The organism is Acidithiobacillus thiooxidans ATCC 19377 (genome assembly GCF_009662475.1).
Taxonomy (GTDB): domain Bacteria; phylum Pseudomonadota; class Gammaproteobacteria; order Acidithiobacillales; family Acidithiobacillaceae; genus Acidithiobacillus; species Acidithiobacillus thiooxidans.
In genome coordinates this window covers 1493769-1507428 of sequence record NZ_CP045571.1, presented here as the reverse complement: position 1 = coordinate 1507428, position 13660 = coordinate 1493769, and the positions used below count along the sequence as shown (strand labels likewise).

At 53.1% G+C, this 13660-nt stretch carries 16 protein-coding genes; 14 read left to right on the top strand and 2 right to left on the bottom strand.

The features are described from left to right. The first annotated feature begins 194 nt into the window (after positions 1-194). From GCD22_RS07930 to pilB, 7 genes are read left to right on the top strand one after another with little or no spacing between them, the layout of a single operon-like run. On the top strand, positions 195-839 hold the full coding sequence (locus GCD22_RS07930; protein WP_153940598.1) for a hypothetical protein: 645 nt from the start codon (positions 195-197) through the stop codon (positions 837-839). After that, the gene (gene pilM, locus GCD22_RS07925) at positions 836-1951 is read left to right on the top strand and encodes a type IV pilus assembly protein PilM (protein WP_244947608.1); all 1116 of its coding nucleotides are present in this window, start codon (positions 836-838) and stop codon (positions 1949-1951) included. Before GCD22_RS07930 ends, pilM begins: the two co-directional genes overlap by 4 nt. Continuing rightward, positions 1944-2519: a PilN domain-containing protein gene (locus GCD22_RS07920; protein WP_244947607.1), complete on the top strand. Its 576-nt coding sequence runs from the start codon at positions 1944-1946 to the stop codon at positions 2517-2519. Before pilM ends, GCD22_RS07920 begins: the two co-directional genes overlap by 8 nt. Positions 2520-2522: 3 nt before the next feature. After that, positions 2523-3155 carry a type IV pilus inner membrane component PilO gene (locus GCD22_RS07915; protein WP_153940596.1) on the top strand — a complete coding sequence of 211 codons (633 nt, stop codon included), beginning with the start codon at positions 2523-2525 and terminating at the stop codon, positions 3153-3155. Beyond that, complete coding sequence (locus GCD22_RS07910; RefSeq protein ID WP_153940595.1) at positions 3148-3738, top strand: pilus assembly protein PilP; 591 nt, start codon at positions 3148-3150, stop codon at positions 3736-3738. Before GCD22_RS07915 ends, GCD22_RS07910 begins: the two co-directional genes overlap by 8 nt. A 33-nt stretch (positions 3739-3771) precedes the next feature. Next, on the top strand, positions 3772-6084 hold the full coding sequence (locus GCD22_RS07905) for a type IV pilus secretin PilQ (protein ID WP_153940594.1): 2313 nt from the start codon (positions 3772-3774) through the stop codon (positions 6082-6084). Next, positions 6077-7807 carry a type IV-A pilus assembly ATPase PilB gene (gene pilB, locus GCD22_RS07900; protein ID WP_153940593.1) on the top strand — a complete coding sequence of 577 codons (1731 nt, stop codon included), beginning with the start codon at positions 6077-6079 and terminating at the stop codon, positions 7805-7807. Before GCD22_RS07905 ends, pilB begins: the two co-directional genes overlap by 8 nt. Before the next feature lie 38 nt (positions 7808-7845). Here the strand turns inward: pilB and GCD22_RS07895 are convergent, their stop codons facing one another. Beyond that, entirely contained in the window at positions 7846-8052 is a 207-nt protein-coding gene (locus GCD22_RS07895; RefSeq protein WP_081576899.1) for a cold-shock protein, read from the bottom strand. 245 nt (positions 8053-8297) lie between these two features. Here GCD22_RS07895 and GCD22_RS07890 point away from each other — a divergent pair, with 245 nt between their 5' ends. The 5 genes from GCD22_RS07890 to GCD22_RS07870 all read left to right on the top strand — a co-directional run bounded on the left by GCD22_RS07890 (position 8298) and on the right by GCD22_RS07870 (position 10676). After that, positions 8298-9239 (top strand): sigma-70 family RNA polymerase sigma factor, encoded by a 942-nt coding sequence (locus GCD22_RS07890; RefSeq protein WP_153940592.1) that lies wholly within the window; start codon positions 8298-8300, stop codon positions 9237-9239. A 173-nt stretch (positions 9240-9412) separates the two neighbouring features. Next, positions 9413-9688, top strand: a complete 276-nt coding sequence (locus GCD22_RS07885; RefSeq protein ID WP_065975308.1) for an XkdD/Y8K6 family phage-associated protein — start codon at positions 9413-9415, stop codon at positions 9686-9688. Positions 9689-9734: 46 nt separating this feature from the next. Beyond that, positions 9735-9962, top strand: a complete 228-nt coding sequence (locus GCD22_RS07880) for a hypothetical protein (RefSeq protein WP_065975310.1) — start codon at positions 9735-9737, stop codon at positions 9960-9962. Then, complete coding sequence (locus GCD22_RS07875) at positions 9959-10168, top strand: hypothetical protein (RefSeq protein WP_065975312.1); 210 nt, start codon at positions 9959-9961, stop codon at positions 10166-10168. The genes GCD22_RS07880 and GCD22_RS07875 overlap by 4 nt, the downstream gene beginning before the upstream one ends. Positions 10169-10277: 109 nt before the next feature. After that, positions 10278-10676, top strand: coding sequence for a hypothetical protein (locus tag GCD22_RS07870; RefSeq protein ID WP_065975313.1), 399 nt, complete (start codon positions 10278-10280; stop codon positions 10674-10676). A 251-nt stretch (positions 10677-10927) separates the two neighbouring features. Here the strand turns inward: GCD22_RS07870 and GCD22_RS07865 are convergent, their stop codons facing one another. Further along, complete coding sequence (locus tag GCD22_RS07865) at positions 10928-11941, bottom strand: IS30-like element ISCARN114 family transposase (protein WP_153940591.1); 1014 nt, start codon at positions 11939-11941, stop codon at positions 10928-10930. A gap of 238 nt (positions 11942-12179) precedes the next feature. Here GCD22_RS07865 and GCD22_RS07860 point away from each other — a divergent pair, with 238 nt between their 5' ends. Beyond that, entirely contained in the window at positions 12180-12401 is a 222-nt protein-coding gene (locus tag GCD22_RS07860) for a hypothetical protein (protein WP_065975316.1), read from the top strand. Further along, positions 12398-13627 (top strand): site-specific DNA-methyltransferase, encoded by a 1230-nt coding sequence (locus GCD22_RS07855; RefSeq protein WP_153940590.1) that lies wholly within the window; start codon positions 12398-12400, stop codon positions 13625-13627. Before GCD22_RS07860 ends, GCD22_RS07855 begins: the two co-directional genes overlap by 4 nt. Positions 13628-13660: the final 33 nt, after the last annotated feature.

Below are 13660 nucleotides of genomic sequence, written 5' to 3'. Positions count from 1 at the left end.
TTTAAGAATAGATATCCGACTTGCGTAGCAATCATCCTGAAGAGCGCGGGATCAATTTGATCTCTTGATCGTTTTTATCCCTTCAGTAGCATCCTCAAAATTAAATAAACGCGAATTTTCGGCCTTTTTAAAAAAATACGGCCCAACCCGGCAGCCTATCATGGGGCTTATTTCGATTTTTAGGGCAGCCTCCCATGATCTCTATCCAAAAGCGGTTTGTTGCGACCCTCGCGTTCTCACTCCTGCTGGCGCCCTGGTGTGCTGAGGCAGCCCCATCCCCATTTTCTTTGTTCGGCGGGGTAGGGACTACTGGGGTTTATGTCGGTGGACAGTACCGGGAATCGCCGGATTTCACTACCCAGGCACAGATGAGTGGGCTCATGCTGGATCCGGGATTTTCGTCGGGCGGTGAACGGTACCATTTGGGCGTGCGTCTGTTAAATGGCCTGATTTCCCAGCAATGGTATCCGTGGCAGCAGGGCATTTATCTCTCCGCAGGGATTTTTCTCAACGGCAACCGTCTGTCTTTACAGCCATCCTCTGCCAACGGCGGTCACTACACGCTCGCCACGCCTGCCAAGGTTACTTTTCGTCCCATTTCTCCCTACCTGGGGGTGGGCTATTCACAGCGATTTTCCCGTCATTCGCATTGGTCTTTTAACGTGTCTGCGGGCGCGGCTTATCAAGGATCTCCAACTATTCGTGTGACCCACGGTATAGGGCCACATCCACAATGGGAACAACATGCGTATGCTTCAGAGGTGTCCAATCTGCGCCAATCCTTGGGCGGCTTCCGCTGGTATCCCGTTGTAGAAATAAACGTGAGGTATCGCTGGTGATACTAAAACCCCCATTACTCGGTCTGGATATGCGCGCGGATGCGGTCAGCATGGTTTCCCTGTCAAAACGCAAGCAGCAATTTTGCCTGGACTATGTGGACCGGGAAGTTTTGCCGTCTCGCGCCGAATCCGAGAATGCCCCTGCACCGGAAGCAGAGACCTTATCCGAAGCGATTCGTACCATGCTGGCCCGGTCCAAAATGCGCAGCAAGTCTGTAGCGACCGCATTGCCCGCTGAAAAAACCATAGTCAAAGTCATTACCCTGCCAGAGAGCATGAGCACGCAGGAAATTGACGAACAGATTCATTTTCAGGGCAATCAGTATATTCCTTTCAGTATGGATGCCGTGCATTTTGATTTTTCCATTCTGCCGGGTGCCGCACGTCCCGGATATCAGGATGTTTTGCTGGTGGCGTGCAAAAAAGAATCTCTGGAAGAGCACGTAGCCATCCTGGAAGAGGCGGGGTTGAAACCCAAAATTGTCGATACCCGTACCTTTGCCCTCTGGTTTTTATACACGCATCTCAAGAACCGGCATCTTCTGGGAAATGCGATAGCGGAAGAGAAGGATAAGGGGGTGGTCCTTATCGAAACAGGCTATGCGAACTTCCATCTGTATGTATTCGAGAATGGCCGTCCGGTCTATGAAAAAGAGCACCGCTTTGGGTATCGGGAACTGTTAAAGACCCTCCAGTCACATTATGCACTCGGCCCGGATGATGTCTTGCGCATGGCGCGGTTCGGCGGATTGCCGTCCGAATATGAACCGGAAATCCTCGCCCCATTCACGCAAAAAGCCAGCGCCGAAATGCCTTTTGCACTGGATTTTTTTCAGAACAGCATGCCCGATGTACCCATCACGTTGGTCTGCCTGTTTGGAGAATGGATTGGTTTGCCGCCGGAAGCGGCGCGGCAACCCGAAGCCTCCCCCCGATCCGGACTGGCGGATTTGAGCCGCGTTCTGCAACAAAAGCTTGCTTTTCCGGTTTTGGCACCCGATCCCTTTGCCGGCATGGATATCTCCTCGCATGTCCACACCCGTTTTCTGGATGCCGACCGCTCGGCGTTTGCCGTGGCCTGTGGCCTGGCTTTACGGAGATTCTATGCATGACCTGATCCGCATTAATTTATTGCCCTACCGGGAAGCCTTGCGCGCGGAGAAAAATCGTCAGGCGGTCGTGGTCCTGGTCGGTATCCTGCTGATAGCCGCCATGATTTATTATGGCATTTTCCAGATTTTCAGTGCGCAAGTAGCCGCCAAAGATCAGCAGATCCAATATCTGCAGACGGTCAGCCGGCAATTAAAAGCGGAAATGACCACTATTGTGGACCTGCGCAAAAAACGTGCGGCACTCATTGCCCGTGAGGGTTTGATTGCGCATCTGCAGGACCAGCGCAATCAGGCCGTCCAGGTGTTCAATGAAATGGTCCAACTGACCCCGCCCGGCGTTTTCCTGACCACGCTACGGACTTCCCAACAAGGCCTTACGGTGAATGGCTATGCCGAAGGCAATGCCGATGTGGCGGCATTCATGCGTCATATACAGAAATCCGCTGTTTTCTCTCATCCCGTTTTAAACATCATCAGTCGGTTCCAGTTAGGGCATGAACCGGTCAACCGTTTCACCCTGCATATGCGCTGGCGAAGCCCCTCTATTACCGGAAAAAAAGGACTATAAGCCATGACCCTAGACGATATCCGGCATCTTCAATGGGAAGATATTCTCCAGTGGCCTATCCAAACCAAGGCGATAGCCCTGGCTGTACTGATTGCGGTAATGGGTGTGGTGTTTTGGCTGGAATTTGTCCTGCCCGAAATGCACCAGATACATGACCTGACGGTCCAGACGCAGCACCTGAAAACCCAAATTCGTCAGGAACAGCGTGTGGCGCTGGTGTTGCCCGCCTATCAGGCGCAAATAAAGGTCATGGATCACCGTTTTCAACGGTTTCTGACACAGCTTCCCGATCGGACACAAATCCCCTCGCTGTTAGACAACATCACTTTGGCGGGACGCAGCCGGGGTCTGAATTTTGAGTTGTTTCAGCCGCTTCACCGCATCAATCAGCGTTTCTACCAGGAAATTCCGGTCAAGCTCACCGTAACCGGCACCTATGGACAGTTGGGCCGCTTTGTGGCGGCGGTAAACGCCCTGTCACGCATCGTCGTTTTCCATGACCTGGACATTACGCGGGTTCCCTATACGGGAAAATCCCTGGCGGCGCGGGCGTTATCCAAACAAAAGCTGACCATGCAATGCACTGCAACGACTTATCGGTATTTGAAGCACAAAGGGAACACGAAAAATGGATAAACGGGGCACCGCTGTTTATGTATGGATACCTACCGCGCTGGTATGGGCGAGTGTGTGTCTCTTGTCGGGTTGTTCCCAGCAAACGGAAACCATGCAGTCCCTGCATCAATTTGTGCAGCATGTGCCGAAAACCACCGTGTCGATTCCACCTTTGCCAAAGACACCCCTCTGGAAACCCTTGGCGTATCAAAATCCGGCGCATCTGGATCCGTTTACCAGTTTTTCCGAAGCGTTGCTCCGGGCAGAAGCGGAGCAGAAGGGGGTTCATCCCGCGCCCATGCAGCATGGCCCTGTTCAGCCCCTGGAAAAGTACCCCCTGTCCAGTCTGCATCTCACCGGCATGGTGCGTACCCTTAGCAGGGTGCAACCCGCCCAGGGCCACTTGTGGGCGATTTTGCAAACTCCTAAACATCGGGTCTATCGCGCCACATTGGGCAGTGCGGTAGGGACCCACGATGGCCGGATAACGGCTATGCATCATCAAAACGGCCATTCCATCATCACGGTCACGCAATATGTGCGCAATATTTTCGGGAAGTACCAGCGCCGGGTCACGGTTCTGCGCATGCAGGGCGGTGGATAAGTGCGGATGGCGCCTTATAAGGAGTTTTTGAGCATGATTAATCCAGTATCCCGTTCTGTTCTACCCAACTCGTGCTGTCTATCTGGTCGCCGTCTCTCTGTCGCTGTGTTGGGCGCTTTGTTGTGCTTCGGTACCGGTTCCGCCTGGGCGCAGACCGATCTGCGCAGCGTGACGCCCACGCATGATGCACAGGGTACGGCTTTCCTGATTCACGGAAATGCCCGGCCTGCCTACAATGTGCAGGTCCTGAATGGCGGGTATCTCGTGAAAATCGATTTTAAGGACGCGCATTTTTCGCCTTCCCTGGGTACAGTCATGGGGCATGGCGTCGTCGAAAATGTGCTGGCCGAAAATCATGGCCACAATGCCCGTCTGGACCTGCTGTTAAAATCCCCGGAACCGATTAGGGTGGAACCGGTGATGGGCGGGTATCGGTTGGCGTTTGTCGGTCATACCACACCGCCAGCGGCTCCTGCCCCAATGGCCAGTTCAGGGCCAACGACAGTATCCACTCCTGCGGTTACTACAGGTCCTGTCGCAGCGCCTGCTCCGGTCACGGCTGTCGGGACAGCAATTAATAACCTGCATTTCCATCGCGGCAAACAGGGCGGCGGCATTCTGGCCTTATCCCTTTCCGGTCCCCAGCCGGCGATGAATGTCACCCGGGAAGCTGGTCATCTCATTGTGATCCTCAAGCATACGGCCGTGCCTGCCAGCTACCGGCATCTTTTTGGTGTCACCCAATTCGGCACCCCCGTACAATCGGTGGAAGTCTATCCGCTGGGTCGGAACACCCGTCTGGTCTTCACCGTGCATGGACCCTATACCTACTCGGCCTATCAGTTGGGGCACCAGACCCGTATTGTCGTGCGACACAAAACCGCAGAATCTGTCCAAAACCCCGAAGACAGCCCGCGCCTGAGCATGGATTTTCAGGATATTAGCGTGCGCGATGTGCTGCAGGTCATTGCCGATTTCACCCATCAGAATATCGTGGTTTCCAATAATGTTACCGGCAACCTGACCATCCGCCTGAAAAACGAACCCTGGAAAGAGGCTTTTAAGGTCATTCTTGAGTCGCAGGGATTGGCCGTCAAACCTATCGGCAATATTCTTTGGGTGGCGCCAGCCAATCAGATTGCCAGCCAGGAAGAAGCGACGCTCAAAACCGAAGCCAGCGAACGCAAAATGGAGCCCCTGGAAACCGAACTGATTCAAATCAAGTATGCCAAAGCGGCCAGCATTGCCGCCTTGCTGAAAGGCTTTGACCAGAATAGTTCTTCTGGACGCACTGGCCAGCCCATGAATCCTTATCAGCAACAGTCTTTAGCGAGCGCCCTGGGCTTGCCTAAATCCAGCATTATCGGCAATTCGCTGTTAGGTCCACGCGGATCCGTAGCTGTGGTTACCCGTACCAACAGTCTGCTGGTGCGGGATACGCCGCAGGACATTGAAAACATCAAAAAACTGATTGCCAAAATCGACAAGCCCGTGCCCCAGGTGCTGATTAAAGCGCGTATTGTCCAGATTACCACCAGTGCGGCCCATTCTCTGGGCGTGAACTGGGGCGGGACATACACTTCGAATGGCGCCGGTGGCATTATCAATCTTTCCGGAACCGGCGCTACGGGTGTCACAGAAACCCAGGGTGGCGCGTACCCCATACAGGGCGGCGGTAGCGCCACATCGGGTACTGGTTTTACCGTTCCCGCGCTCGCCAATCTGAGTGCCTCTGATGCCGGTACGGCCCTGGCCAGTGCTACGCCCGCGTCTTTAGGTTTCGCTTTAGGCACGGCGACGGGTAATCGGATCCTTGATCTGCAACTGCAGGCCTTGCAGGTGGATAATAGGGCAAAAATCATTTCCAGCCCCAAGGTGTTGACTGAAGACAACGAAAAAGCGGTTATTTCCCAGGGGCAGGAAATTCCTTACCAGCAATCTACCAGCAGCGGGGCCACTTCGGTCTCCTTCAAAAAAGCCGAACTGAGCCTGGACGTCACGCCCCACATTGCGCCCAATGGCAAAATCACCCTGAAGGTGGATGCCCAAAATAACCAGCCGGATTATGCCGACGCACTGCCGTCCGGGATTCCCATCACGACCCAGGAAGTCCAAAGCAAATTGCTGGTCAATAACGGTCAGACCGTTGTTATCGGTGGCATCTACACCGATACTTCCACGCATAACCAGTCTGGGGTTCCGGTTTTGAAAAACATCCCCTTGCTGGGATGGCTGTTCAAGAGCGAAGTGCATAGTGTTGCCAAAACCGAATTACTGGTGTTCATCACGCCGGAAGTGATTGGCGGGGTTTCGAACGCAGCAAAGGATGATGTTCTGAGTGGCTGATGCTGCGGTCACGCCGATCAGGAGCCATCCTGTTCTGCGCGGGCTTTCGCAGGATGGGCTATGCGCGCTCGACGAAAATCAGTGGATGGCGGTTGAGCAGGAAGCCCGACTGGCGCATGTGCCGGTATTGTTCCATGCCATCAAGAAAGATCTGATAACTGCGGCCCGTCTGATGGCCTATCTGTCCCGGCGTTACCGGATGCCCATGCTGGATCTGGATGCGGTGCAGCTGGATACGGTTTTGATGGATCGCATCGATAAAAAAATGATGCGCAGTTATCTCGTTCTGCCCTTGTCCAAACGCGGTGAGACGCTGTATCTGGCGATGGCCGACCCGACTGACTTCAAAGCGGTGGAAGATATCAAGTTCAATACCGGTTGGCAGGTGGTGCCGATACTCGTGGAAGCCGACAAGCTGATGCGCGCGGTTCAGCTTATTACAGATGCCGGAACGGGGATTGATGATGTCTTTTTGGAAAAAGCCCCTGATGGGGAAGCCGATGCAGAGGATGAACAGAAGACCTTTGACTTGTCCGTGGGTGACAAAACAGAGGCTGAGGATGCACCCGTTGTGCGTTTTGTCCAGCAACTGCTTTTGGATGCTATTCACAAAGGCGTGTCGGATATCCATTTGGAACCCTACGAAAAGGATTTCCGGGTGCGGTATCGGCTGGATGGTGTTTTAAGTAATGCAGCCAATCCCTCGAAGGATCTCCAGGATGGCGTAACGTCCCGATTGAAAATCATGTGCGGACTGGATGTTTCCGAGCGACGTTTGCCCCAGGATGGGCGTTTGCGGGTGCGGGTGCCGCCGGCTCGGGTCATTGATTTTCGGGTGTCTTTCCTGCCGACCAGTTTCGGGGAAACCATCGTCCTGCGGTTGCTGGATCCGGCCAGTTCCAGGGTACCCATCGAGCAACTGGGTTTTTTCCCGGAACAACGCAAAGCTTTTGAAGAGGCGATCCACCGTCCCTATGGCATGATTCTGGTGACTGGGCCGACCGGCTCCGGTAAAACCACGACACTCTATACCGCATTGAACATGCTCAATACCGGCGACTGTAATATCAGCACGGCGGAGGACCCGGTAGAAATTCCGGTGTATGGAATCAACCAGGTGAATATCAATGAGCGGATTGGCTTGAATTTTGCGGCTGCGCTGCGTTCCTTTTTGCGGCAGGACCCCGATATTATTATGGTCGGTGAGGTCCGCGATCTGGAAACCGCAGAAACGGCTATCAAGGCCGCCCAGACCGGACATTTGGTGCTGGCCACCTTGCACACCAATGATGCACCTCAGAGCTTGACCCGTCTGGAGAACATGGGGATTCCGACCTACAACATTGCCGGCGGGGTGCATCTGGTCCTGGCCCAACGGCTGGCCCGCAAACTGTGCGCACACTGCAAAGAGCCAGTAAAAATTCCCGACCAGGCGTTAGTAGAAGCCGGATTCGCTGTGGAAGCTCTGCCAGGCTGGCACCCCATGGGTCCTGTCGGTTGCGATGAATGCAATAAAACGGGCTATAAAGGGCGCATCGGGCTCTATCAGGTCATGCCCGTCAGCGAAGCGATGCGGGAACTCATCATGCAGGGCGGCACCGCCATCGACCTGGCGCGCCAAGCGGCCCGCGAGGGGGTGCTCACCATGCGACAGACGGGCTTGCGTCGTGTCAAAGAGGGCGTTACCAGTCTGGATGAAGTGTTACGCGTGACGAATTTGTGAGTGATTTGTGCCGCGTTGCCGACTATCGCTTGGTGAGCTTAGCTTATGCTGCGGACATCCTCTGCCTGCAGTCCTTTCGGCCCGCGAACCACAGAGTAAGTAACGCGCTCCCCTTCAGCGAGGGATTTGAAACCCATCCCCTGGATGGCCGAATGATGCACAAATACATCATCCTTCCCGTCATCCTGCACAATGAAACCGAAACCTTTGCTGTCGTTAAACCACTTTACCGTACCTGTTGCCATGATATTGCCTTTGTTTTTTCAATAATAACGCGGAATTAATATTAGTCGATTTCGGAAAAGTTGCAAAGTGTATGCCGGAAAGCGGTTTGTGATTCCCGGGATCAAATTGATCCCGCTGTGTTGGATGATAACGATCTTTTTAAGGGCGCTTTCCAAATAACCGCGTATTTTGGCGCTTTATTTCCCAAAAACAACCACCATCATCGGGTACCCTGAGCCTTTAACGCGATGGTTGGAAATGTTTCATGTTGGATGCTGTGATTGATTATGATTTGGAAGAGGAAATGGCCTGGAGTGTGCCCCCGGCGCAGGGCTTGCACCCCGCAAGAAGGTTGTCCCGTGCAACGGACGTCAGCCCACTGCCACTTACGGGTTTAGAGGCCGAAGAAACGGCACTGGCGCCTGAATCCCCTCCGGCCAATGACCCTGCCCTATGTCCTGATAACCCAACACGACGTATGGGGCTGAGCGAAGAACGCGACCTGATACAACGCATGCTGGACGGTGATGCAAAGGCCCGGGATAGGCTGGTGCAGAAAAATATGTGGTTAGTACATTACTTGTCGAATAACTATCAAAGCGCGTTCATCACGCGGGAAGATGTTATCCAGGAAGGGTATTTGGGCCTGCTGCATGCAGCAGATCGCTTTCGCCTGGATGCCGGTTGCCGTTTTGCCTCTTACGCCAGCTTCTGGGTGCGCAGCTATATGCAAAAGGCACTTTTTCATGCCCACCTGATTCGTCTGCCGGATTATCTGAGTAAAGCGATTCGTGGTTGCGAAAGTCGTGGTGAGCAGATTGGCGACACACGTGTCTTGCGCGAGCAAACAAAGCAGGCCATTGAGACCTTTAATCCCTACATGCTTTCGACCCATGCGCCGGATGCGGACGAAAGTCCGGCGGCGTGTTTTGAACCCGTTGAAGATACGCTGTATGCACCGGAAAACGTATCGCATCAGCACCACATGAAAAAGGTATTGGCGCAGCATTTAAATGCGCTTCCACTCAAACAGCGGCAGGTCCTGTTCCTGCGTTTTGGTTTTGGGGAAAGGCCTGCCATGGGGCTGGAAGAGGTCGGCGGCTTTATGGGTATTTGCCGCGAAGCGGTACGTCAGCTGCAGAATCGCGGTTTGGCGACCTTGAATGCGTGTTTGGAAGCCGAAAACCTGAGTTTTGATGATTGTTAGTGTGATGATTTTAAAAAGGTGCATGAAAGGGCATGTTATTCTGTGACTAAAGGATGTTTTTGGCAGTTTGAAGTGTTGTAGAGCGGTTGTTTTGCGGCTATTGCCCGTCCGATGGGCGGGCTTTTTTGATGGAATGGATGGCGATGGACGACTTATTTAAGAACTCTTGCTGCATGAACATCACAAAAGGCCCCTGGCAGGCCAAAAAGCTATGTTTTGCAGAGCACGATGCCTGGGTGATTCTCTGGCCGGATAAGGGCGGTAGTCACATGCGGCGGCTGGATGACAAGGGGCAGTTTACAGCATCAGATGCCGCCCTGATTGCTGCGGCCCCTGAACTCTTGGTGGCGGCCATAAAGGTCAGTGCGCTCAGTATCCAAACCGAGGCGCATAAGGAATTGCGTAAAGCGATTCACAAAGCGATGGATAAGAATCAAAGCAATACATAAAAAGAAAGCTGCTTTATGGGCCATTAAGCTTTTAGAGGAAACACGCGTGCAAAAAAACAAAGTATATAAGGTGGTTGCTCGTAAATTTGAATTATCGGCTGCTGCGGTAAAGCGTGATGTAATTGTTATAAAAGGTGCAGAATGGTTATCAGCACGAGATGAAATGATGATAAAAACGTACCGTCCTCAATATGCTGCGGAGAATGGACGCAGTGGAAGCCTGTGTCGTCAGTTGGACAAGCATTTACGAAATATTATACAGGAGGATTTATGATCTGGTTACTCGGTGTTATTGGCATCCCGATTCTGGTAGTGGCTTTGCTGTTCTTCTCTGCAGCGGAGGATTTTATGCAGATTATTCGGCTGCAAATCGACTTCTCCCGGCTGTTTGGGGATCTCGTGCATGTGCTGGTCATTCTGGCTTTGGGCACGCTCGCGGAGTTGATCTTTTTGTACCAGCTTGTCGTGCATGTTTTGTAATGGTGATTGAAACGCTTCATCGACAATTCATGCTGAGGTGGATCTTCATGAGGAAGATTGTTGTATATCTGAGTAATGTCGGAACAGGTCCGATACGAAGGTTAGCTGAATGATTGCAAACGAAACACCATCTGATCCTGTACAAAAACTGTTCGAAGCGAGTGATACAGGTAGCTTTTACGTCATGAGCCGTGCGTGGCAAGAATTTAAGAAAGATTGTGACAGAGGAATCAAGAAGCAGGCCTTTTCCAAGACACTAAAAGCCGTGTTCCATGCGTCTGGCATCTATGTCATTTTTTCGTTTTTATTCTGTGTTGCATTTGCCATTCTCTTGTTGCACTTTCACCTGACGGTGTTGGAATCTGGTTTGTTTTCATTGATTTTTTCGTCTGTGTTAACGCCAGTGCTGTTGTTGGATGCGTTCATGGATGCTTGGAGCGATATGCTTCTCTTGTTGGCTGTCGAAAGGTTTAACGAGATAAAAGGCAATGCGCATGGCACAAGTTAAAACCAATTTGCAACAAAGGATCATTGATGTGCTATCACGTCATGGTGGAACATTGGAATACGAGGGGTTGCTGTATTTTGTTTTTCCGCCTGCGCAATATCCTCGCGCCTATCGACATAGCTCTAGAGGCGGCCCGCCTGGATGCGCCATGGCGCTAGGTCGAGCCCTACGTGTTATGCATGATAAGGGGATGATACGCGATGTGTTGCATGAGACGGGTCGAACAATTCATATCGGGAAACAGGGCGGTTTCAAGTTTGAAGTGCAACACCGCTGTTTAACTGCCTGATTTGCTGTGCCATCACTTCGGCTGGAGTTCGGAATCCCAAGGATTTCCTGGGCCGATTATTGAGTTCCTCCGCTACCTGAGTCAAACGCCGTTGTGAATATTCGGATAAGTCCGTGCCCTTGGGGAAATACTGACGCAGTAGGCCATTCGTATTTTCATTGGTCGGACGCTGCCAGGGGCTATGTGGGTCAGCGAAATAAACACGTATGCCCGTATTTCGCTCCAGTTCCTGATGCCGAGCCATTTCGCGGCCCTGATCATAGGTGAGCGTTTGCCGGAAGCTCTTGGGCAGCGTACGCAAACGCCGCGTAAAGCTTTCCAGGATCGCCTCTGCCGTAGAATCCTCCACCCGCGCAAGGATGACGAAGCGACTGCTACGATCCACTAACGTGCCAATAGCACTGGCATTGAATGCCCCCTTGATCAGGTCGCCTTCCCAGTGACCGGGTACTTCGCGAGCTTGTGCTTCCTCCGGGCGCTCACGGATCGAGCGCATGTTCGTGATCCCGCCACGACGGTCTTTACCTCGTGTGCGGGGCTTGCGTTTGCTGTGCCCTCTGCGCAGCCCTGCAATCAATGCCTTGCGCAGTTCACCCGCCGGGTGAGCATAGATAAACTGGTAAATAGTCTCATGAGAGACGTGCCACTGTTTGTCTTCGGGATAGTCCATCCGCAACCTCCCCGCTATCTGCTCCGGTGACCACTTCCTTTGCAGAATAGCGTGCGTCACCGCGAGGGTTAAAGGCGAACCTTCAGTCAACTTCCTGACTCCCTTGCGTCGGCGCCTCTGCGCTTCTTCACGACCGCATACGGCGTCATAGGTCTCTTCCACACGACCTCGCTGAATCTCCCGACTGATCGTGCTAGGGCTTCGGCCCAACTGCCTGGCAATGCCACGAATACTCAGCCCCTGATTCAATCCACGCTGTATCTGGTTTCGCTGATCGGGCATCAATTGCCTGTACTTTCTGGCCATCTCTCACCTCCGTCTGCCTTCGACCAGAGGTGTTGCACTTTATTTTAGAGCGCGCCCAGGTTCATTAACGTGGCCTTCGCTTGATGAAAACTAGCGGTGCCCTGATAGCTTCTGTCGTGATGGGAGAATGTTAGCGCCAGCGTGTAAAAATTCCAAACAATTCATGATTAATGCTGTGTTATGCTGATTACATATCGCGTTGTTATTCCTTTATTTTCAAAACCAGGATATATTCATCATGGACCACATCATTGCCATTTTTCGTCATTTAGACCTTGTTCCGGTTATTTGTGCGGTTCTGGCCTTGTTGCTCTTTTGGTTTTTTCTCAGAAAACTTTTAGTGCTTTTGGTTGTTATTCTGGTGGCCTTTGTGATTCTTTCATTGGTGGACCCTACGATCACGTCTGAGTTGCAATCCATGGTGCAACCCATACTGCCGTCCTGGTTGAGGGTCGAATGAACACACCCCTTCGACAAATCAACCTGTTTGCTGATATTGCCAATGCCTACGCGGAAGCTCCGGGAGGCGTCCTGGACAATGCTTCGCTGTACGCGGTCGTGGCGGAAGGCATGGGCACGACAAAAGAAGCCTTGGACGCCAGGATCCCTATTGGCCGCGCCGGCGTCCCACGCTCCACCATCAAGCGCAAAATCCGCTGGTACCAGCAAACGCTTAAACAATTGGGAATTCTTGAGCATGTGCCCGGTGCGCGGGGTGTCTGGCAGTTGTCTGAAAAAGCCGGAAAGGATTTACACAGGGCCGCCACTGGCGTCACGCTGGTGGCCTTCAACACTGACCTGGGCGTCGCCATTTGGGGCGCACATCAAGATGTCTTCAGACGCTTCGACGAACCGATAGCCCTGTGCATCAGTTCGCCGCCCTATCCGCTCCGGAAAGCGCGTGATTATGGGGGGCCAAATGAACGGCGATATGTGGATTTTATCTGTGCAGCGTTAGAGCCCATCGTCCGCAGCCTCCTCCCTGGCGGGAGCATCGTGCTCAATTTAAGCGGGGATATTTTTGAGTCCAAGAAACCGAGCCGGTCACTCTATCTGGAGCGTCTGGTCTTGGCCCTGAACGATCGGTTAGGCCTTGCGCTGATGGACCGTATTCCCTGGGTCAATTACAGCAAACCGCCAGCGCCGACCTATTGGGCCTGCGTGAATCGGGTGCAGCTCGCCACGGCTTATGAACCGCTGTATTGGTTCACCAATGATCCAGACCATGTGCGGGCGGATAATCGCCGGGTTCTGGAGGCGCATTCAGCCCAACATCAACGGCTCATGGCGTTGGGCGGCGAAGGGCGGTCTGTCACTTATGGCAATGGCGCCTATCGCATTCGCCCGGATAGTTTCGGACGGGTAACGGCGGGACGGATTCCGCGCAATGTGTTGGAACGTGGGCATGCCTGCAGCGACACCAAAGCCTATCGGCGGCAGGCCCAAGCACTAGGCTTGCCGAAGCATGGCGCCATTCAGCCGACCAGTATTCCGGATTTCTTTATTCGGTTTCTCACCGAGCCCGGAGAACTCGTGGTGGATCCGTTCGGCGGTACGGTGAAAACCGGATTGGCGGCGGAACGATTGGGGCGGCGGTGGTTGGTGACCGAATGGATGTATGAGTATTTACGCGGGGCTGCTGAAATGTTCACGCATTTTGCGGGATTTCAATCGGCGTTCGGTTAACCATTGGGCAGTATAATGGAGACTGATGCTTAA

Coding starts and splice junctions, on each gene's coding strand:
- GCD22_RS07920 (WP_244947607.1), top strand. CDS start 1,944: ATGCATGACCTGATCCGCATTAATTTATTGCCCTACCGGGAAGCCTTG.
- GCD22_RS07860 (WP_065975316.1), top strand. CDS start 12,180: ATGGACCACATCATTGCCATTTTTCGTCATTTAGACCTTGTTCCGGTT.
- GCD22_RS07870 (WP_065975313.1), top strand. CDS start 10,278: ATGATTGCAAACGAAACACCATCTGATCCTGTACAAAAACTGTTCGAA.
- GCD22_RS07905 (WP_153940594.1), top strand. CDS start 3,772: ATGATTAATCCAGTATCCCGTTCTGTTCTACCCAACTCGTGCTGTCTA.
- GCD22_RS07875 (WP_065975312.1), top strand. CDS start 9,959: ATGATCTGGTTACTCGGTGTTATTGGCATCCCGATTCTGGTAGTGGCT.
- GCD22_RS07855 (WP_153940590.1), top strand. CDS start 12,398: ATGAACACACCCCTTCGACAAATCAACCTGTTTGCTGATATTGCCAAT.
- GCD22_RS07915 (WP_153940596.1), top strand. CDS start 2,523: ATGACCCTAGACGATATCCGGCATCTTCAATGGGAAGATATTCTCCAG.
- GCD22_RS07895 (WP_081576899.1), bottom strand. CDS start 8,052: ATGGCAACAGGTACGGTAAAGTGGTTTAACGACAGCAAAGGTTTCGGT.
- GCD22_RS07930 (WP_153940598.1), top strand. CDS start 195: ATGATCTCTATCCAAAAGCGGTTTGTTGCGACCCTCGCGTTCTCACTC.
- GCD22_RS07885 (WP_065975308.1), top strand. CDS start 9,413: ATGAACATCACAAAAGGCCCCTGGCAGGCCAAAAAGCTATGTTTTGCA.
- GCD22_RS07910 (WP_153940595.1), top strand. CDS start 3,148: ATGGATAAACGGGGCACCGCTGTTTATGTATGGATACCTACCGCGCTG.
- GCD22_RS07890 (WP_153940592.1), top strand. CDS start 8,298: ATGTTGGATGCTGTGATTGATTATGATTTGGAAGAGGAAATGGCCTGG.
- GCD22_RS07865 (WP_153940591.1), bottom strand. CDS start 11,941: ATGGCCAGAAAGTACAGGCAATTGATGCCCGATCAGCGAAACCAGATA.